General features: G+C 61.3%; 21 protein-coding genes. 14 read left to right on the forward strand and 7 right to left on the reverse strand.

Annotated features, from left to right (window positions below):
- Positions 1 to 249: 249 nt before the first annotated feature.
- The 5 genes from ACFSQT_RS10260 to ACFSQT_RS10280 all read left to right on the forward strand — a co-directional run bounded on the left by ACFSQT_RS10260 (position 250) and on the right by ACFSQT_RS10280 (position 1,627).
- Positions 250 to 456, forward strand: a complete 207-nt coding sequence (locus ACFSQT_RS10260; protein ID WP_227345679.1) for a cold-shock protein — start codon at positions 250 to 252, stop codon at positions 454 to 456.
- A gap of 148 nt (positions 457 to 604) precedes the next feature.
- Entirely contained in the window at positions 605 to 874 is a 270-nt protein-coding gene (locus ACFSQT_RS10265) for a hypothetical protein (RefSeq protein ID WP_379018196.1), read from the forward strand.
- Positions 871 to 1,119, forward strand: a complete 249-nt coding sequence (locus tag ACFSQT_RS10270; protein WP_379018197.1) for a hypothetical protein — start codon at positions 871 to 873, stop codon at positions 1,117 to 1,119. Before ACFSQT_RS10265 ends, ACFSQT_RS10270 begins: the two co-directional genes overlap by 4 nt.
- A 43-nt stretch (positions 1,120 to 1,162) precedes the next feature.
- The gene (locus ACFSQT_RS10275) at positions 1,163 to 1,300 is read left to right on the forward strand and encodes a hypothetical protein (protein ID WP_184874645.1); all 138 of its coding nucleotides are present in this window, start codon (positions 1,163 to 1,165) and stop codon (positions 1,298 to 1,300) included.
- A gap of 102 nt (positions 1,301 to 1,402) precedes the next feature.
- Positions 1,403 to 1,627, forward strand: a complete 225-nt coding sequence (locus ACFSQT_RS10280) for a hypothetical protein (RefSeq protein ID WP_379018198.1) — start codon at positions 1,403 to 1,405, stop codon at positions 1,625 to 1,627.
- An 86-nt stretch (positions 1,628 to 1,713) separates the two neighbouring features.
- Here the strand turns inward: ACFSQT_RS10280 and ACFSQT_RS10285 are convergent, their stop codons facing one another.
- Positions 1,714 to 2,109 carry a Kazal-type serine protease inhibitor family protein gene (locus tag ACFSQT_RS10285; protein ID WP_379018199.1) on the reverse strand — a complete coding sequence of 132 codons (396 nt, stop codon included), beginning with the start codon at positions 2,107 to 2,109 and terminating at the stop codon, positions 1,714 to 1,716.
- 520 nt (positions 2,110 to 2,629) lie between these two features.
- Between ACFSQT_RS10285 and ACFSQT_RS10290 the strand changes: the two genes are divergently transcribed.
- The 4 genes from ACFSQT_RS10290 to ACFSQT_RS10305 all read left to right on the forward strand — a co-directional run bounded on the left by ACFSQT_RS10290 (position 2,630) and on the right by ACFSQT_RS10305 (position 5,210).
- Complete coding sequence (locus tag ACFSQT_RS10290) at positions 2,630 to 2,842, forward strand: cold-shock protein (protein ID WP_140821513.1); 213 nt, start codon at positions 2,630 to 2,632, stop codon at positions 2,840 to 2,842.
- Between the two features lie 243 nt (positions 2,843 to 3,085).
- On the forward strand, positions 3,086 to 3,298 hold the full coding sequence (locus tag ACFSQT_RS10295; RefSeq protein WP_013530020.1) for a cold-shock protein: 213 nt from the start codon (positions 3,086 to 3,088) through the stop codon (positions 3,296 to 3,298).
- A 185-nt stretch (positions 3,299 to 3,483) separates the two neighbouring features.
- Positions 3,484 to 3,912 carry a BA14K family protein gene (locus ACFSQT_RS10300; RefSeq protein ID WP_379018200.1) on the forward strand — a complete coding sequence of 143 codons (429 nt, stop codon included), beginning with the start codon at positions 3,484 to 3,486 and terminating at the stop codon, positions 3,910 to 3,912.
- A 354-nt stretch (positions 3,913 to 4,266) separates the two neighbouring features.
- A protein-coding gene (locus tag ACFSQT_RS10305) for an IS630 family transposase (protein ID WP_379018015.1) occupies positions 4,267 to 5,210 on the forward strand; the annotation gives its coding sequence in 2 pieces (ribosomal slippage) (positions 4,267 to 4,603 and positions 4,603 to 5,210; 945 coding nt in all).
- Positions 5,211 to 5,222: 12 nt separating this feature from the next.
- Here ACFSQT_RS10305 and ACFSQT_RS10310 read toward each other — a convergent pair.
- From ACFSQT_RS10310 to ACFSQT_RS10320, 3 genes are all read right to left on the reverse strand, one after another.
- Positions 5,223 to 5,861, reverse strand: coding sequence for an MBL fold metallo-hydrolase (locus ACFSQT_RS10310; protein WP_379018201.1), 639 nt, complete (start codon positions 5,859 to 5,861; stop codon positions 5,223 to 5,225).
- Between the two features lie 203 nt (positions 5,862 to 6,064).
- The gene (locus tag ACFSQT_RS10315) at positions 6,065 to 6,382 is read right to left on the reverse strand and encodes a hypothetical protein (protein WP_379018202.1); all 318 of its coding nucleotides are present in this window, start codon (positions 6,380 to 6,382) and stop codon (positions 6,065 to 6,067) included.
- A 145-nt stretch (positions 6,383 to 6,527) separates the two neighbouring features.
- A complete protein-coding gene (locus ACFSQT_RS10320; RefSeq protein WP_379018203.1) occupies positions 6,528 to 7,421 on the reverse strand; it encodes a branched-chain amino acid aminotransferase in 894 nt (297 codons plus the stop codon).
- Positions 7,422 to 7,667: 246 nt separating this feature from the next.
- Between ACFSQT_RS10320 and ACFSQT_RS10325 the strand changes: the two genes are divergently transcribed.
- The 4 genes from ACFSQT_RS10325 (at position 7,668) to ACFSQT_RS10340 (ending at position 11,630) form a co-directional block, all read left to right on the forward strand.
- Positions 7,668 to 8,201: a MarR family winged helix-turn-helix transcriptional regulator gene (locus tag ACFSQT_RS10325; RefSeq protein ID WP_379018204.1), complete on the forward strand. Its 534-nt coding sequence runs from the start codon at positions 7,668 to 7,670 to the stop codon at positions 8,199 to 8,201.
- On the forward strand, positions 8,188 to 8,907 hold the full coding sequence (locus tag ACFSQT_RS10330) for a response regulator (RefSeq protein ID WP_095090873.1): 720 nt from the start codon (positions 8,188 to 8,190) through the stop codon (positions 8,905 to 8,907). The genes ACFSQT_RS10325 and ACFSQT_RS10330 overlap by 14 nt, the downstream gene beginning before the upstream one ends.
- 50 nt (positions 8,908 to 8,957) lie before the next feature.
- Positions 8,958 to 10,373: an ATP-binding protein gene (locus ACFSQT_RS10335; protein WP_379018205.1), complete on the forward strand. Its 1,416-nt coding sequence runs from the start codon at positions 8,958 to 8,960 to the stop codon at positions 10,371 to 10,373.
- A 234-nt stretch (positions 10,374 to 10,607) separates the two neighbouring features.
- Positions 10,608 to 11,630: a glycosyltransferase family 4 protein gene (locus ACFSQT_RS10340; protein ID WP_379018206.1), complete on the forward strand. Its 1,023-nt coding sequence runs from the start codon at positions 10,608 to 10,610 to the stop codon at positions 11,628 to 11,630.
- A gap of 150 nt (positions 11,631 to 11,780) precedes the next feature.
- On the opposite strand, the gene ACFSQT_RS10345 is transcribed toward ACFSQT_RS10340, so the two are convergent.
- Positions 11,781 to 12,041, reverse strand: a complete 261-nt coding sequence (locus tag ACFSQT_RS10345; RefSeq protein ID WP_379018207.1) for a hypothetical protein — start codon at positions 12,039 to 12,041, stop codon at positions 11,781 to 11,783.
- Here ACFSQT_RS10345 and ACFSQT_RS10350 point away from each other — a divergent pair.
- The gene (locus ACFSQT_RS10350) at positions 12,034 to 12,921 is read left to right on the forward strand and encodes a hypothetical protein (protein WP_379018208.1); all 888 of its coding nucleotides are present in this window, start codon (positions 12,034 to 12,036) and stop codon (positions 12,919 to 12,921) included. The two genes, ACFSQT_RS10345 and ACFSQT_RS10350, sit on opposite strands and share 8 nt — an antisense overlap.
- Before the next feature lie 132 nt (positions 12,922 to 13,053).
- On the opposite strand, the gene ACFSQT_RS10355 is transcribed toward ACFSQT_RS10350, so the two are convergent.
- Entirely contained in the window at positions 13,054 to 13,413 is a 360-nt protein-coding gene (locus ACFSQT_RS10355) for a tRNA-binding protein (RefSeq protein ID WP_379018209.1), read from the reverse strand.
- A gap of 24 nt (positions 13,414 to 13,437) precedes the next feature.
- Entirely contained in the window at positions 13,438 to 13,938 is a 501-nt protein-coding gene (locus tag ACFSQT_RS10360; RefSeq protein ID WP_013893499.1) for a type III secretion system chaperone family protein, read from the reverse strand.
- Positions 13,939 to 16,324 lie beyond the last annotated feature (2,386 nt).

The following is a 16,324-nucleotide window of genomic DNA, read 5'->3' on the forward strand; positions in this document are numbered from 1 at the left end:
AAAGCGTTTGATCCATATCAGAATTTTTCAAATGGTTACAGCGATCTATTTTTTTTAAGAGGGTGAGTGTTTTTTAGAAATCTTCTTGAACAATTGGGCCTGACGAGCTATGTAAGCAGGATCGTTTGGGCCAGAATTGGCATATCGCGGCGTCAGAGGTTCTCGACCCGCCAATCTCATTCCAATTATCGATACCGGGCGTGCGGCAGATTCGCTCCGCGGCCATGTCTCATTCTTCGAAAGACACAGATGAACACCGGAACCGTAAAGTTCTACAATGGCCAGAAGGGCTTCGGCTTCATTCAGCCGACCGATGGCGGCAAGGACGTTTTCGTCCATGTCAGCGCGCTGGAGCGCGCCGGCTTCCCTGGCCTCGCTGAAGGCCAGAAACTGCAGTTCGAATTGGACCGTGACACCAAGGGCCGCGAATCGGCCGCCAATTTGCAACTGATCTGATCCGGCCGAATTCGATGAACGCTGACCACGGATGTACTGGCAGCCCTCGAAAGCGGCTTATTTCCAGCGATTGCCGGAAATAGGAAAGCGGGGCTCGCCCCCGCTTTTTTGCTTTTAAGGGCCGCTGCGGAAGCATCAAGGCAAGACAATGACGGATCGCACCACCCACACCATCGCGCATTTCGCGGCACCCTTCGTGCTCGGCGGGCTGGAAGGACAGCTGCCGGCCGGCGACTACGACATCGACCACGACGAAGAGGTGATCGAGGGCATGTCGCGGCTTGCCTGGCGCCGCGTCGCCACCTTCATCCATCTGCCGGCAAGGGCGGTGAAAAACCCGACCACCAGCCAGCTTGTCGCCATCGATTACCTCGAACTCGAAACAGCGCTGAAGCGCGACAGGGAGAATGCAGCATGATCCGTTTCCAGCAGAATGCGCGCCCGCGCACCGATACGCCCGCGCACCAGTTTGCGATCGGTCAGACTGTCCGCATGAAGAGCCGCACCGGTCTCGTCCAGAAGACTGCGGAACTGTTCCAGATCAAGAGCAGGCTGCCAGTCAAGGACGGCTCGCCGCAATACCGCATCCGCAGCGAGCAGGAGACCCATGAGCGGGTCACCACGGAAGACAATCTCGAACCGGCTGAAAACCCGGCCGTCTGAGACCGCCACCGCAAGCCAGGCCAACACGCAACAGGAGCACGACATGTCCAAGGGTCAACAGCGAAGCAATCGCGAAACGCGCAAGCCGAAGAAGGACAAGGTCGTGGCCAAGCCCGCCTCCCCGTTCGGCTCCTCGGTCAAGCAGGCCGAGAGCAGCCTGAAGCCAAAGGCGAAGGGCTGACAGCCCAGGGGCGCCTCGCGCGCCCTCTTCCGTCGCCCACTGCGTGAGGCGACGGACTGACGCAACGGCCCGCGCAACACACCCTGGCACACGGAGGCGCGCTTGAACTTCGTCATCGAGTTCTACCGGTCGCGCGACGCCGCCGAAGCCACGTTCGACAAGGTATCGCTGGAGGCGCCGAACCTGCGCGCCGCCTTCCAGGGCGCCACCGCGCTATTCCACACGCTGGCCATGCCGCAAATCCCCGATCGCCTGCGCATTTCCGATGACAACGGCAGCGAGCTTTACGCCGGCCCAGCCGATGGGGCGTATCCGGCGGAGGTGTGACGAGCAGCGCAACTCCTTTGCGCTGTCCTTATCTATCTGTCCGCGTCCTACGACGCCTCCCCGAAGATGGAGAGCATCCAGGTCTCCTAGCAAGGCCCGCCATCAATGACGCGATAGTCCGCGGCGCGGGCTTCGCAGGCATTGGGGAAGGTGCGCAGTTCGCCATGGCGGCGCGCGCACACGGGAGCATATTCGCGGGTGCAGAACGTCTGCTCTTCGCCATCCCCGCCGTCGCGGCAAGGGCCGTCACGCACGATGCGGTAGCCGGCCCGGTCGGCAAGGCAGGCATTGGCGAAGGTCTGGCGGTCGCCGCCGCGCCGGGCGCAGACCGGCTCGTACTGCCTGCTGCAGAATTGCGGTTCGGGCCGTGGCGCACGCGGCCCTGGTCCCTCATCGACGACGACGGTGCAGGCGGCAAGAATTACCGACAGGAAAAGGATGGCAAAACCTTGCCGCGAAAAGATTTCCGCCAGAAACTTCATGTCGATCTCTCCCTCGATCCCGTCCCTGAAAGACGATCCTCGCCATTCCCCGATCTTCATCGATCCCTTATCAAATGCAACCCCCGTTTGCAGCGCCACGCAACAACCCGGGAGCCGAGGCCGCGATCAGTCCGGTCTCGCCCCGGCGGCCACACCATCTGGCCCATTCGTGGCCCGGCTCTGGGCCGATGACCCGGCCGGCAACCAAGCCTATGTCGAGCCGCATCGATGCTCAGGTCAGTCGATCCATGCGTCGGGATGCGCCCGCGGCGGCCCGCGGCGCTATCTTGCAACCTTCACGTTTCCGTGCGATAAATTCCGTGTTCGGGCATTTGCGACCCGGAGAGCGGAACGTTTTGGACGACCTTTCCCCGATACTGTGAATCTCTGACGGCCCCGTTTTCGGCGGGGGGTTTGACCATGCGCCAATGCATGACTGCCGAAGCAACCACCGGGACTTGCCCATTGCGCCAGGCGGCGGGCAGGACCACCAGACTGAACGGGTGAAGGAGTTTCCCCAATGGCCCAGACCGGCACCGTTAAATTCTTCAACGCGACCAAAGGCTTCGGTTTCATCACTCCCGATGGCGGCGCCAAGGATGTGTTCGTCCATATTTCCGCGATCGAGGCCTCCGGCCTGCGCACGCTCGTCGACGGCCAGAAGGTCACCTTCGACGTCGAGCCGGATCGCATGGGCAAAGGCCCCAAGGCCGTCAACCTCCGCGCTGGCTGAGCCATCGGCACGCCGCACGTCTCTCGGACGCGCGATGGAGGCTCCAATGCCTGGACCTGGCTTGGAGAGGGATTTGAATTTGTGAAAGGCGCGGCGGTTTTCGTCGCGCCTTTTTCGTGCCGCCAACGCGCACTTGGTGCCCGCAAAACTTTCTCTTGCCGATAGCGCTAAAATAAAGGACAAATTTCCATTCGGGCATTTGCCGGCCCGAGACTGGACTTTATGGGATCAAAGGAGCTTCCCATGCCGCAGACCGGCACCGTCAAATTCTTCAACCACGCCAAGGGCTTCGGCTTCATCACGCCCGACGATGGCGCGAAGGATGTTTTCGTCCATATTTCAGCCGTGCAGGCGTCAGGTCTTCCCGGTCTCGAGGATGGCCAGAAAGTGTCGTTCGACACGGAGCCGGACAAGCGCGGCAAGGGTCCGAAGGCCGTCAATCTTTCGGTCGGCTGAGCCCTTCAGACAGGCGACGGCTGCTGCAGGACAGATCCGCTCCCTTGAGGGGGCTTTGACGCTTGTTTCGACATCGACGCGTCGAAATCCGTTCAGCCCCCGTTCAGCCATGGTCGTATATTAGTCTTTGGTAAAGCCGGACCGCATCCCCAGAAACTGCACGGGCCGGCACGAAGGAGACAGACATGAACCGAATTTTCAAGACCGCCGTCCTGTCCGCCGCCTTGGTCGCCACCACGCTCGCGATCTTGCCGGCTGCCAGCGCGGGTGATTGGCGCCGTCATGGCCACCACGGCAACGGCGACGCGATTGCCGCCGGCGTCCTCGGACTCGCGGCCGGCGCGCTGATCGGTGGTGCGTTGGCCAATGACCGGCCGCCGCCCGACGCTGACCGCTACTACGATGACGGTTACTACGATCGTGACGTAGTGGTGCGCCCGGCCCCGGTGCGCCGCTACTATGCGGAGCCGAGGGTTGTCTACGCCGATCGTTATGCCGAGCCATGGACGCGTGACTGGTACGACTATTGCTCGGACCGCTACCGCACCTTCAACTCCCGCACCGGCACGTTCACCGGCAATGACGGCGAACAGCATTTCTGCACGGCCAACTGATTTAGGACCAAGGGCTTCCCTGCCCCAAACAAAAAGCGCTGGCCGCGAGGCCGGCGCTTTTTGTTTGGCTCTACAACCGGAGCGGAGCGTACGTTTGGGTAGGTGAGCACCGGAGGCGCAGGAAACCGTTCGCAGGCCGGCATCACCTGAATATCGGCATACCCTTAGAGCAATTCCAGGAAAAGTGTGAGACGGTTTTCCGTCCGGAATTGCGTCAAAACAAAGAGTTAGAGCAGTTCGCCGTTTCCGTGAAACGGTGAACTGCTCTAGAGCACGTCCCGCGATCAATGAATCGATTGTGATGTGACGTCGGGCTTCGCGGGTGATTCAACATCCACTTTGATGAGGTGGATGATGGGAAGAGCACTGAGCGACGATCTTCGATCGCGGGTCTTGAAGGCTTCGGACGCGGGCATGTCTGCCCGGCAGGCGGCGGCGCGGTTCGGCGTCGGCATATCGAGTGCAATCCGGTGGATCGCACGGGCGAAGATCGGCGAGCGGACGCCGCGGCCGCAAGGCCGTCGACGCGCGTCCAGCCTCGATGCGCATAAAGCCTTCATCGTGGGGTTGATCGATGAGCGCAAGGACATCACGCTGAACGAGATGGTAGAGCGGCTGGCGGTCGAGCGATCGGCTCGGATCAGTCGCAGCGCCTTAAGCGCCTGGCTTGGCCGGCACGGCTGGACGTTCAAAAAAAGTCCGCACATGCACTGGAGCAGGATCGTCCCGACATCCTGAAGCGCCGTCGTGCGTGGTTCGACGGCCAACTCGATCTCGATCCGGCAAAGCTGGTGTTCATCGATGAAACTGGACTATCGACCAAGATGGCCCGGCTGCGGGGCCGTGCGCCATGCGGTGAGCGTTGCCGGGCGGGCGTGCCGCACGGCCATTGGAAAACCACCACCTTCACCGGCGCACTGCGGCTGACGGGCATGACCGCCCCGTTCGTCTATGACGGCGCCATGAACGGCAACGTATTCCTGGCCTATGTCGAGCAGGTGCTGGTCCCGACCCTGTCGGAGGGCGACATCGTCGTGATGGACAACCTTCCCGCCCACAAGGCCGCCGGCGTTCGCGATGCAATCGAGACGACCGGCGCGAGGCTCATGTTCCTGCCGCCCTACAGCCCCGACTTCAATCCGATCGAAAACGCCTTCTCAAAACTCAAGGCTCTTATGCGGGCCAAAGCCGAGAGGACAATCACAGCCCTGTGGACCGCCGTCGGATCGCTCGTCGACCTCTTCACCCCAGCCGAATGCCAGAACTACTTCAAGGCCGCAGGTTATGACCCAGATTAAACCGGACGTGCTCTAGGTCAGGAAAGGATTGGTCCGCCGCTCCTCGCCGAAGCGTCCGCCGGGGCCATGGCCGCAGATGAAGCCGATGTCGTCGCCGAGCGGCAGGAGCTTGTCCTTGATCGAGGCGATCAGCGCCGCATGGTCGCCGCCCGGCAGGTCGGTACGGCCGACCGAGCCGCGAAACAACACGTCGCCGACATGGGCGAACTTGGCCGCGCGGTTGTAGTAGACGACATGGCCAGGCGCGTGGCCGGGGCAGTGCAACACCTCGAACACATGCGAGCCGAACGACACGGTCTCGCCTTCGGTCAGGAACCGGTCGGGCACGCAGTTGCGCGCGCCGGCGATGCCGTAACGCCTGCCCTGGTTTTCCAGATTGTCGAGCAACGACTTGTCGGCCTCATGCGGACCGATGATGTCAATGCCGAGCGCTTCCTTCAGTTCCATGGCGCCGCCGGCATGGTCGATATGGCCATGCGTTATCCAGATTGCCCCGGCTGATATCGCGTTGTCCTTCAGCACCGCCAGCACCTTGTCGATATCGCCGCCCGGATCGACGACGACACCATGCTTGTCGTCCATGTCGAACAGGATGGTGCAATTCTGCTGGAACGGTGTGACCGGCACGATGCCGGCATTGAGCTGACCCATGATCGTCCTTTCGCTATTCCAGCGTGATGTAGAGCAATTCCAGGAAAAGTGTGAAACGCTTTTCCGTCCGGAATTGCGTCAACCTGGAAAAAGCGGGCGAAGGGCGTCCACCCCTCGAAAGACGAACAGTCAGTCGTTCCGGAAACAGAAATGGGCGGCCGGAGCCGCCCATTTGAAATGCTGTAGAACCTCGATCGAATGGCTTACTTCTTCATGGCGCCCATGACCGCGCCGAGAATGGCGGTCAGGATCGCGCCGCCGCCGGCGCCGCCGACGATGTTGTTGAGGTTGAGCGCGCTGCCGAGACCGCTCGTTGCTGCTGCCGCGGCAGCCGGATCCACCGCACCGCCACCCAGCAGACTGCCGAGGATCGCCGCACCGCCGACGCCGCCAATGGCTCCGCCCAGGATTTTGGGAAGCTGACCCATCGCGGCTGTCTTGAGCGCCGCACCGACCGCCTGACCACCGATGATACCCGTAATCACCTGTACAATGATCGGAAGAAGCGTGTTCATGTCCATATGATTAGTCCCTCCATAGCTGCCAGCCTCCCAGGCCGACACCATCATGAGACGCCGAATTGGACGAAAGTCAAATGCAGAAACACTTAAATAAAAGGGGCGGCCCTAAAACCGCCCCTGCTTGCTCGAAAAGCTGTGACTTTCGTTATTCTGCCGCGATCGCGTGCTTGGGCTGAACCGCTGCAGAATAGTCATTCATGAGATTCTTGGCGATTTCACCGACCTCGAATCGGTAAGGTCCGATCTCCGAAACCGGCGTTACTTCCGCTGCCGTCCCGGTCAGGAAGCATTGCTCGAAGCCTTCCAGTTCTTCCGGCATGATGGCGCGCTCGATCACCTCCAGACCGCGATCCTTGGCCAGGCCAATGACCGTGCGGCGCGTGATGCCGTCGAGGAAGCAATCGGGCTTGGGCGTGTGGATCTTGTCATCCTTGACGAAGAAGATGTTGGCGCCGGTCGCTTCCGCGACCTGGCCACGCCAGTCGAGCATCATGGCGTCGGCATAGCCCTTGGCCTCGGCGGCGTGCTTTGACATGGTGCAGATCATGTAGAGGCCGGCTGCCTTCGACTTGGACGGCGCCGTGCGCGGGTCGGGCCGGCGCCATTCCGCCACGTCGAGGCGGATGCCTTTCAGCTTCTGCGCCGGATCGAAATAGCTCGGCCACTGCCAGATGGCGATGGCGCAGTTGATGCGGTTGTTCTGCGCTGAAACGCCCATCTGTTCGCTGCCGCGCCAGGCGATCGGCCGCACATACGCGTCCTGGAAACCCTGCTTCTTCAAAAGCGTGGTGGAGGCATCGTTGAGCTCGGCCACCGAATAGGGAATCTTGAAGCCGAGCAGGCGCGCCGATTCATGCAGGCGCTCGGTGTGTTCGTTGAGCTTGAAGATCTCGCCGCCATAGGCGCGCTCGCCCTCGAAGACGGCGCTGGCGTAGTGCAGGCCATGGGTCAGCACGTGGATCTTGGCGTCACCCCATTGGACGAACGCGCCGTTCATCCAGATGAAGCCGTCCAGTTGATCGAAGGGAACGGATGCCATGGTAACCTCCCGCGGGCGGCAACCCGCATAGTGTTGTATCGTTGTGTTTCGTGTCGGCCGCGCAAAGCGGCTTTTATGCTGGAGCGTAGGCGGATAATTGCGCTCTGGCAAACTCAGGAAGTTCCAGAAAAACCGGCTTCGCTTGCCTTTTCGTTCGCAATCAGCCCAAAAGCTTGTCAAAAATTACCATTGCAGGGAAATTACGTCAATAGTACTGACATAATCTCTCTTTCAAGCGGAGAAAAGATGACGGACCGAAGCCACGCAGCCGGGAAACCGATCAGGACGGCGATCACCGACGAGGACGGCATCGACTTCGCCATCATCGAACTGTTCTTCTTCGCCTATCGTGACTTCACCTCCGATCCGGATCAGATCCTGGCCGATTACGGCTTTGGCCGCGCCCATCACCGGGTGCTGCATTTCGTCAACCGCAGACCGGGCCTAACGGTCGCCGAACTGCTCGACGTGCTGAAGATCACCAAGCAGAGCCTGGCGCGCGTGCTCAAGCAATTGATCGACACCGACCATGTCGTGCAGTTGCAAGGTCCGCGCGACCGCCGCCAGCGTGAGCTCTATCCGACAGCCAAGGGCCGCGCGCTGGCGCTGGCGCTGGCACGGCCACAGTCGCGCCGCATCCATGCTGCATTGGGAGATTCCGGGATCACCGAACGGACCTTGGTGGAACGGTTCCTCGAAGCGATGGTCAATCCGGAACTGAGAGCGCAGATCGACGTTGGGTCCGCAAAAATGTCAGGGAAAAGCCATGGAGAGCACTGAAAGGGTCGATCACGCGGCCGCACCGGACGATGACGCGCCGCATTTGCTGGTCGTCGACGACGACACCCGCATCCGCAATCTTCTCAAGCAGTATCTGACCGAAAACGGCTTTCGCGTCACCGTCGCCGGCAATGCCGGCGAAGCCAGGCGCAAGCTTGCAGGTCTCGACTTCGATCTTCTGATCCTCGACGTCATGATGCCCGGCGAAACGGGCGTCGACCTGACCAAGTCGCTACGCGCCGAAAAGAACGTGCCGATCCTGATGCTGACGGCGCTGTCGGAAACCGACAGCCGCATCACCGGGCTCGAAGCCGGTGCCGACGACTATCTGCCAAAACCTTTCGATCCGCGCGAGCTGATCCTGCGCATCAACAACATCCTGCGTCGCGGCGGCCCGGCGACGACGCCGAAGGTCGAGCAGTTGGTCTTCGGCCCCTACACCTTCCAGATCGCCAGGCGCGAATTGAAGCGCGGCGGCGAGGCGCTGAAGCTGACCGACCGCGAGCAGGAGATCCTGGCGATCTTCGCCGCGCGGGCAGGTGAGACGATACCCCGCCACGAGCTTGTCGGTGACGATTCCGAAGTCGGCGAGCGCACCATCGACGTCCAGATCAACCGGCTGCGCCGCAAGATCGAGCGCGATCCGTCCAATCCGGTCTGGTTGCAGACCGTGCGCGGTATTGGGTATCGGCTCAGCGTGGAATAGAATGCCGCCCGTGGCCGGCTGAACGGTTGCGGGGCATGCGAAAAGAGCGAATGGCGACCACGGAACTGCAACAGCCCGGCAATGGCGGCTTGAGCGCACGCGCCGCGCGGACGCTGAAGGCGGTGCCGCGCGCCTGGAACCGGTTCTGGCGCCTCGTTTCGCTCTATATGCCGAAGCGGCTCTATGCCCGCTCGCTGATCATCGTCATCGCGCCGATGATCCTGCTGCAATCGGTCGTCGCCTTCGTCTTCATGGAACGCCATTGGGCAACCGTGACGCAGCGTCTGTCGCAGGCCACCGTGCGCGACATCGCCGCCATCATCGACCTGATCGAGACCTATCCGCACGACGCCGACTACGCCAACGTGATCCGCATCGCCCAGGATCGCATGCAGTTGAAGGTCGACCTCTTGCCGCCCGACCCGCTGCCCGCGCCCGGTCCAAAGCCGTTTTTCTCGATTTTGGATGATGTTCTCTCGGCCGAGATCACCCGCCAGATCAACCGTCCGTTCTGGATCGACACGGTCGGCAATTCCAACATCGTCGAGGTGCGCGTCCAGCTCGAGAACAAGGTGCTGCGCGTCTTCGTGCGCCGCAGCCAGGCCTATGCCTCGAACACCCACATCTTCCTGATCTGGATGGTCGGTACCTCGCTGGTGCTGTTGATGATCGCCATCCCCTTCCTGCGCAACCAGATCCGGCCGATCCTGACGCTCGCCGAAGCCGCCGAAAGCTTCGGCAAGGGACGGCCGATGCCGCGCGATTTCCGGCCGCGCGGCGCCGAGGAGGTTCGCCGCGCCGGCTTTGCCTTCATCCAGATGCGCGAGCGCATCGAACGCCAGATCGAGCAACGCACCGCCATGCTGACCGGCGTCAGCCATGATCTGCGAACCATCCTCACCCGCTTCAAGCTGCAGCTGGCGCTGGCCGGCGGCAAGGCCGAGACCAAAGCAGCGCTCGACCAGGACATCGACGACATGCAGTCGATGCTCGAGGGCTATCTCGCCTTTGCCCGCGGCGAGGCTTCGGAAGACGCCGGGAGGTTCGATCTCGATGCCTATTTCCAGAAGCTCGACGACGAAGCCAGGCTGCGCAAGCGCAAGTTGTCGACGACGCTTACGGGCGATCCTGATGTGCATGTGCGGCCGAACGCCTTTGCCCGGTTGATGTCCAACGTCATCGGCAACGCCTTCCGCTATGCCAAGACGGTGGAGGTCACCGCCAACCATGGCCGCGGCTCGCTGCTGGTCACCGTCGACGACGACGGTCCAGGCATTCCCGCCGACAGGCGCGAAGACGTGTTCAAGCCCTTCGTGCGGCTCGATGAAGCCCGCAACCTCGATGCCAGCGGCACCGGGCTCGGCCTGTCGATCGCCCGCGACATTGCCCGCAGCCATGGCGGCGACATCACGCTCGACGACAGCCCGCTCGGCGGTTTGCGGGCCGTCATCAAGGTTCCGGCTTAATCGGAGCATGATCCCGAAAATGGAATCATGCTCAGCCAAGCGACGGCTTCATCCGCCCGTCATGAAACCATGGTGAAGAGCGCGCATGAAGCGCGCGACCTCAATTGATTCGGCCTTGCCGCCTCACTTCGATCCCCCCGCCCGGGTGCGCTGGAGCGAAGCGAGAGCAGCAGGCTGGTCGCCGTTCCGGCATCGTCTCAAGGCAACCGTCGACCTTTCAAGCAAAGGGCCGCCATGCGCATATTGATGGTCACCGACGCCTGGCGCCCGCAGGTCAACGGCGTCGTCCACACGCTGGAGCGGCTCGCCGAAACGCTGAAATCCTTCGATGTCGCGCTGGATTTCCTGACGCCGAACATCTTTCGCACGCTGCCCTTGCCGACCTATCCCGACATCCGGCTGGCGCTGACCACCCCCGGCCATGTCGCGCGCCTGATCGAAGCCCGCAAGGCGGACCACATCCACATCGTCACCGAGGGTCCGCTCGGCATCATGGCGCGGCGCTATTGCCGCCATGCCGGCCGGCCGTTCACCACCAGCTATCACACACGCTTTCCCGAATATCTCAGCGCCCGCCTGCCGGTGCCGGAAAGCTGGGCCTATCGCTGGCTGCGCGATTTCCACAATTCCGGCCAGGGTACGCTGGTTGCCACCCAGTCGCTCGCCGACGACCTTTCGGCGCGTGGCTTCAACAAGCTCAGGCCCTGGACGCGTGGCGTCGACACCGACCATTTCCGGCCGGACAAGAAGAAAGATCTCGGCTTCCCCGGCCCGGTCTTCCTCTGCGTCGGCCGCGTCGCCATCGAAAAGAACCTGAGCGCCTTCCTCGACCTCGACCTGCCCGGCAGCAAGGTGGTCGTCGGCGAAGGTCCCGAGCTTGCCAGGCTCAAGGCGAAATACCCGCAGGCGCATTTCCTCGGCCATCGCCCCAATGACGAACTGGCCGAGATCTATGCCTCGGCCGATGTCTTCGTCTTCCCCAGCCGCACCGACACCTTCGGCAACGTCATCATCGAGGCGCTGGCCAGCGGCACGCCGGTCGCCGCCTATCCGGTGACCGGGCCGATCGACATCGTCGGTGACGGCTTCGGTGGCGCGGTCTCGAACGATCTGCGCGCGGCGGCGCTTGCCGCCCTCAATGTCGACCGCGCCGAGGCGCGCGAACGCGCCATGCGCTATAGCTGGAAAGCCTGCGCGGAAATGTTTCTCGACACGGTCGAGGAAGCGCTGGGAACGACGCGCAAGCTGGCGGCGTGATGGAGCCGGCGCATAGGATGCAGTGAGATGCAGGCCGAGCCGGAACGGCGAGTTCCGATAACCGGGGCGGAGCATACTTTTGGGTATGTGGCGTCTGCCCCCGGCGATGCGGAGCGGCGGCTGTTGAGCGGCCTCTTCGATGGCGCCCACTCATACGTTTCCTTCAGGAATCCAGAACTTCGACAACTTGCCGATACTTTTAGACAAGTCTTCCGCGTGAAATTGTTGGGATGCATTGGGAGATGGTGCGCCGGCAAGCTTTAGTCGCCGAGAGCGCGCTCCTTGCGAGAGCTTGCGCGACAGTTCCTTGCGGTGCATTATTCTGCATCTGTAGTTCGCTGCGGGATTGACACCGATTTCAACGCTGGACCAGTCGCCTGCCGTATCGCCGAAGCGTCGCGTCTTGCGCATCAGCAAGACCGTTGCGAAGGTGTTCGGCTATTGCCGTGCGAATGCCTGGCCACTCTTCGTGACCGCCTGGTTTCCCTGCTTTCTGACGACGCTCTGTCTGGCGGCGCTTGCTCTTATTCTTTTTGCCGATCCGGGGCAGGTGCCCGGCTGGCTTCTATCGCGAGGCTTTGACTCCAGGACCTGGCTTTCCGCGATTGTTGCGACGCCGTTCTCGGCGATGGTCCTTGCGTTCGTTCTGGACCGCATGGCAAACGCGCCCGAGCGCGGTCGTGTCGTTGTTCGGCGCGGCGTTGAACGTGTCAGACGCTTCGCTGTCCCGGGCATGCGCTTTGAGCTCAGCCCGCGGATTCTCTTGGCTGCGTTGCTTCTCGCGGTGATCCAGCTTGTTTGCGGCTTTGCCGTCGCCGGCGAGCACAGACTGCTTGTGGCCGCCCTGCTGGCCACGCGTGACCTACCGCTCACCCCTGAGGACGTCGCGCCTTGGGTGTCGGCGATGGGAGTCTTCAACCTGTTGGCGGGTGCTTTCGTACTTGTCTGGACATATCTTTTTGTCGGTGATTTTCTCTGGACAGGATCGTTTGATCCTATCGGGTGCTGGCGTGCGCTGGATGGCAATCATCTGCGTTTCCTCGCCATAATGTTCATCGTTTTCGCAACAGTTGCCATACTCAAATGTGGGCTGGCCCTGGCCGTAGGCTTGATCCTAATTCCCGCGGATGCGGCGTCGCCTTCCTTCCTGACCCTTATGCTGATGCATTTCGGACTCGCCTGGCCGTTCGACGTCCTCCATCTCGTACTCTCGGCCGCAACGGTCGGAACCATTCTCGGCGCGTTTCGGCCTCCGGGTATGGCTTCAATCCGGCCGGCTGCCGCGCAATGATTGTGCCTGCCGGGGCTTCCTGGCGGCGCTGCGCTCGGCAAGGTTCTTTGAGCACGCCGGGCCAAGTTGCATCTGGCAGGAAAAGATCGAGCCAAGAGATGACGGATCCGGAGGGATTCTGCTCGTTGATTTTTAGAACAGCCGCCCGCCGTCCGGGACCTTCCGCTCGATGGCGCCAAGCACCACCGCGCCCTCTTCGTCGGGAAAGCCGAGTGTCAGCACTTCCGACATGAACGGGCCGATCTGGCGCGGTGGGAAATTGACCACCGCGAACACCTGCCGGCCGATCAGCGTTTCAGGCGCGTAGTATTTGGTGATCTGCGCCGACGATTTCTTGATGCCGATGCCTGCGCCGAAATCGATCTTCAGCTTGAACGCCGGCTTGCGCGCCTCGGGAAAAGGCTCTGCCTCGACGATCGTGCCGGCGCGGATGTCGACACGATCGAAGTCGGCAAAACTGATCTCGGGCTTGCGCTCGCTGCTCGAACTCATCTCTGCCTTCTGCCTTGCCGTCGCTCAGGCGTTGCCGTAGGTCTCGAACAGCACGCCGGCCAGCGCGTCCTTGGCCGAGGTCCCCGACCAGACGACGAACTGAAACGCCTGGAAATAGCATTCGCAGGCTTCCAGCGCCGACGACAGCAACACTTCGACCTGCTGGCTCGACGGCTCGACCCCGCCCGCCAGGAGCAGCGACTGGCGGAACATGATCGCGCCTTCCTGCTCCCAGAGGTCGAAATGACCGAACAGCATCTGTTCGTTGATCAGCGAGAGCAGCCGCATCACTTCGAGCGCGCGGGTCTCCGGCACCTTGATGTCGAAGGCGCAGGCCAGATGCAGCGCCTCGAAATCCTCCATCCACGAGAAGGAGACGTGATAGTCGGTCCAGCTGCCAGCAACCGAGATCGAGATCTCGTCGTCGCCAGCCCGCTCAAAGGACCAGTCGTTGTTGTGGGCCACCTGCTCGATAACATCCACCGGATGGATTTCGCGGGAGAATTCGAGTTCGAGAAGTTCCATGGAATGCTTCCTGTCGTTCTGAGGAGCGCCGCCACACGCTCCGCGGGAGGGCACACACAACGAACAATCTTGTCTAGAACTCGGACGGCCAGGACTTCTCGACGCAAAGACCCCAGACCGGACCCCACCGCCCGGCCGCATGACCCTGCTCCGAATCATGCAACAAATTCAGTCTATTGATCGGGAGTCGCGTGAACAGCCCAATTTTTCGCACTGCGTCATTCGCATGTGGAAAGCCGCTGTCACAAAGATTCATGCAATGTCCGTAAGCGAGTTCACGGAGGTGCCAACGCGCTTTCAGGATCGGCCATGTGGAAAAGTTTATGCTTATTTTTTTCGCGCGGGGCTTTGCTCGTGCGGCCTGTCCGGTCAATCCGCAAGCTTCGCACTCGAGCGCCTCGATACGCTCGGCTAAGGCGGTGTTTCTTCCTGGCCTGCGCGGCCATCTCGCGCGCGCCTCGGTTCTACCGCCATGATGTCCTTCCTCCGCGAGAGTGATGTGTCGGACTTGTGCCAATCCGCCCGTCGGTTACCGATGCAGGGGAACGTATGTGCTGCCCGATGCGACCCAAATCGAGTAGATAAAATCGTAGTGGCCTTCTTCGGACGGCTCGCTTGCCGAGCACAAGTCTCCTTCCTCAGATCGTCTGAGATAGCGGCTGCAGCGTTCCATCTGATCGGTGATTGCCCTACGCGGTGGAGCTTGCTGTTCTCAGCGAGGTGTTGCGCCTCTTGCGACCTGGCCGCGCAGGACTTTCGCCTCACGCTGGCGTCTTCAGGAGTCCATACTCCGTGCAGGCCGATCGTGAGACGCGACGCGAACGGCGTCGGCGCGATACTGCACCATCATAGCTCGCTATCCCCGATTTGAAGACACGTAGTCCGAACTGGAGGTCTCGTCGTCCCAGAGACATAATCCGAGACCTGATTTCGAGTGGCATCGACGGTTCGTTTGGTCGACTTCGCCTTCGCGGAGGTTCCTTCATGAAATCCCGCGTAAGCGTTGCGTAAAGCACGGCAGGGAGGGGTTGAGCCGCTCCGTCGTACCGTTGGACGCTGAGTCGAGTTCAATTTGTTTTGTGATTTCAGTGACATAGCGCGCAATCGATGGAAACGGATAGGTTCGTTCGGCGGAAGCCTACTATCCATTCTCCGAAGGCAGAGGTCACTAGGGTTCGAAATCCTGTGCGGATGCGCCAGTTTCTATATTATTTTCAATAGTTAGGGTTGGTATGGGTCCCTCGCAGTTCGACGTCGGGTAATTTGCACGTAAGCGGCCAAGGACCCTTTTTTCCACTCACAGTACTGGCGCCAAGACGATGCGAGATCGTGCGGAATACCGCAAAAGGTAGCCCATTTCTGCGAAAGCCGGCATCAACAGACGGTAGACTACTGACTGCAGCGCCCACAAGGCAGCAGTCAAGTTGTAGCGGTACGTCGTGGATTTGGACACGTAGTCGTTAGCGGTGCTCATCATCGTAGAGACGGCCGGAATGGAGCCGCTTCCTGCCTGTCCGGGTTCGGCTGTAGCACATTCGGAAGACGGACACATTCAGGCCCGAGTTCGTCGCCGGCGTTTTTCCGAAAAAGCGCTTGGTCGACACAGTCGTCTGTTGGTTTGGCCCTCAAGCGTAGACAAGGAGCACAAACCGTCGGCAACTCGACGCAGCGCCGTTCGCCCGTGCCTCTGAGCTCGGGGCATCTATCCCTCCACGAGGGGAGAGTCCGACACTAGTCGCAACACCGCGTGTAACGATCACCGGATCATAACGCATGAATATTTCGTGATCGCGATGACGGGCAGGACCGCCCGCGCAGTCCCTTGCCGCTCGAGCGGGTGACTAGCGCCAAGGCCTTGGGAGGCGACTGCTAGTCGATTGAGAAGCTCGCTGGACGGAAAAATGATCGCCAGCAGAGCAAACGCGCCGACAGAGTAAGCATAAAGACGCGACGGACCAATCATCATCGTCACCGCAAAAGCCAAACCATGCTCCGCACTCCCCGCGAGTATTGCGAACGTCATGACAGAAGGGTCAAAGGGCAGGGAATGAGACCGCCATGATGCCGACGGCTTCCCCTCACGGCCGTAGTGGCTGTGCCCATGGCGGCTGAACGCACGCCAAAGCATCACAGACCGATAAGCCCCAGCAGTCCCCGCTGAGATCTCCAGCATAGGCGCCGGCCAAGCTCGCTCCGAGAGCGATCGAGACAAGGGCAGCGTCAATGCACCGCAATCAGCACAGTGTGCGATCGTGACATGCGTAGAAAGAAAGAACCAGCGAGTACGCCGAGCCCCGCACGCAATCCAATTCTGAGCTCTGTCAGATAGGTTGCCAGTATCGACTTGCTGTGCTGGAGTAAGCGCATGTGCTGGCGCCGTGGGAAC

Origin of the sequence: Mesorhizobium calcicola (genome assembly GCF_042682105.1) — a bacterium.
GTDB classification, from domain to species: Bacteria; Pseudomonadota; Alphaproteobacteria; order Rhizobiales; family Rhizobiaceae; genus Mesorhizobium; species Mesorhizobium calcicola.

What these genes read in the sequence shown, in the direction of transcription:
- ACFSQT_RS10260 (WP_227345679.1), top strand. Translation starts at nt 250, where the DNA reads ATGAACACCGGAACCGTAAAGTTCTACAATGGCCAGAAGGGCTTCGGC.
- ACFSQT_RS10265 (WP_379018196.1), top strand. Translation starts at nt 605, where the DNA reads ATGACGGATCGCACCACCCACACCATCGCGCATTTCGCGGCACCCTTC.
- ACFSQT_RS10270 (WP_379018197.1), top strand. Translation starts at nt 871, where the DNA reads ATGATCCGTTTCCAGCAGAATGCGCGCCCGCGCACCGATACGCCCGCG.
- ACFSQT_RS10275 (WP_184874645.1), top strand. Translation starts at nt 1,163, where the DNA reads ATGTCCAAGGGTCAACAGCGAAGCAATCGCGAAACGCGCAAGCCGAAG.
- ACFSQT_RS10285 (WP_379018199.1), bottom strand. Translation starts at nt 2,109, where the DNA reads ATGAAGTTTCTGGCGGAAATCTTTTCGCGGCAAGGTTTTGCCATCCTT.
- ACFSQT_RS10290 (WP_140821513.1), top strand. Translation starts at nt 2,630, where the DNA reads ATGGCCCAGACCGGCACCGTTAAATTCTTCAACGCGACCAAAGGCTTC.
- ACFSQT_RS10295 (WP_013530020.1), top strand. Translation starts at nt 3,086, where the DNA reads ATGCCGCAGACCGGCACCGTCAAATTCTTCAACCACGCCAAGGGCTTC.
- ACFSQT_RS10300 (WP_379018200.1), top strand. Translation starts at nt 3,484, where the DNA reads ATGAACCGAATTTTCAAGACCGCCGTCCTGTCCGCCGCCTTGGTCGCC.
- ACFSQT_RS10310 (WP_379018201.1), bottom strand. Translation starts at nt 5,861, where the DNA reads ATGGGTCAGCTCAATGCCGGCATCGTGCCGGTCACACCGTTCCAGCAG.
- ACFSQT_RS10315 (WP_379018202.1), bottom strand. Translation starts at nt 6,382, where the DNA reads ATGGACATGAACACGCTTCTTCCGATCATTGTACAGGTGATTACGGGT.
- ACFSQT_RS10320 (WP_379018203.1), bottom strand. Translation starts at nt 7,421, where the DNA reads ATGGCATCCGTTCCCTTCGATCAACTGGACGGCTTCATCTGGATGAAC.
- ACFSQT_RS10325 (WP_379018204.1), top strand. Translation starts at nt 7,668, where the DNA reads ATGACGGACCGAAGCCACGCAGCCGGGAAACCGATCAGGACGGCGATC.
- ACFSQT_RS10330 (WP_095090873.1), top strand. Translation starts at nt 8,188, where the DNA reads ATGGAGAGCACTGAAAGGGTCGATCACGCGGCCGCACCGGACGATGAC.
- ACFSQT_RS10335 (WP_379018205.1), top strand. Translation starts at nt 8,958, where the DNA reads ATGGCGACCACGGAACTGCAACAGCCCGGCAATGGCGGCTTGAGCGCA.
- ACFSQT_RS10340 (WP_379018206.1), top strand. Translation starts at nt 10,608, where the DNA reads ATGCGCATATTGATGGTCACCGACGCCTGGCGCCCGCAGGTCAACGGC.
- ACFSQT_RS10345 (WP_379018207.1), bottom strand. Translation starts at nt 12,041, where the DNA reads ATGCGCAAGACGCGACGCTTCGGCGATACGGCAGGCGACTGGTCCAGC.
- ACFSQT_RS10355 (WP_379018209.1), bottom strand. Translation starts at nt 13,413, where the DNA reads ATGAGTTCGAGCAGCGAGCGCAAGCCCGAGATCAGTTTTGCCGACTTC.
- ACFSQT_RS10360 (WP_013893499.1), bottom strand. Translation starts at nt 13,938, where the DNA reads ATGGAACTTCTCGAACTCGAATTCTCCCGCGAAATCCATCCGGTGGAT.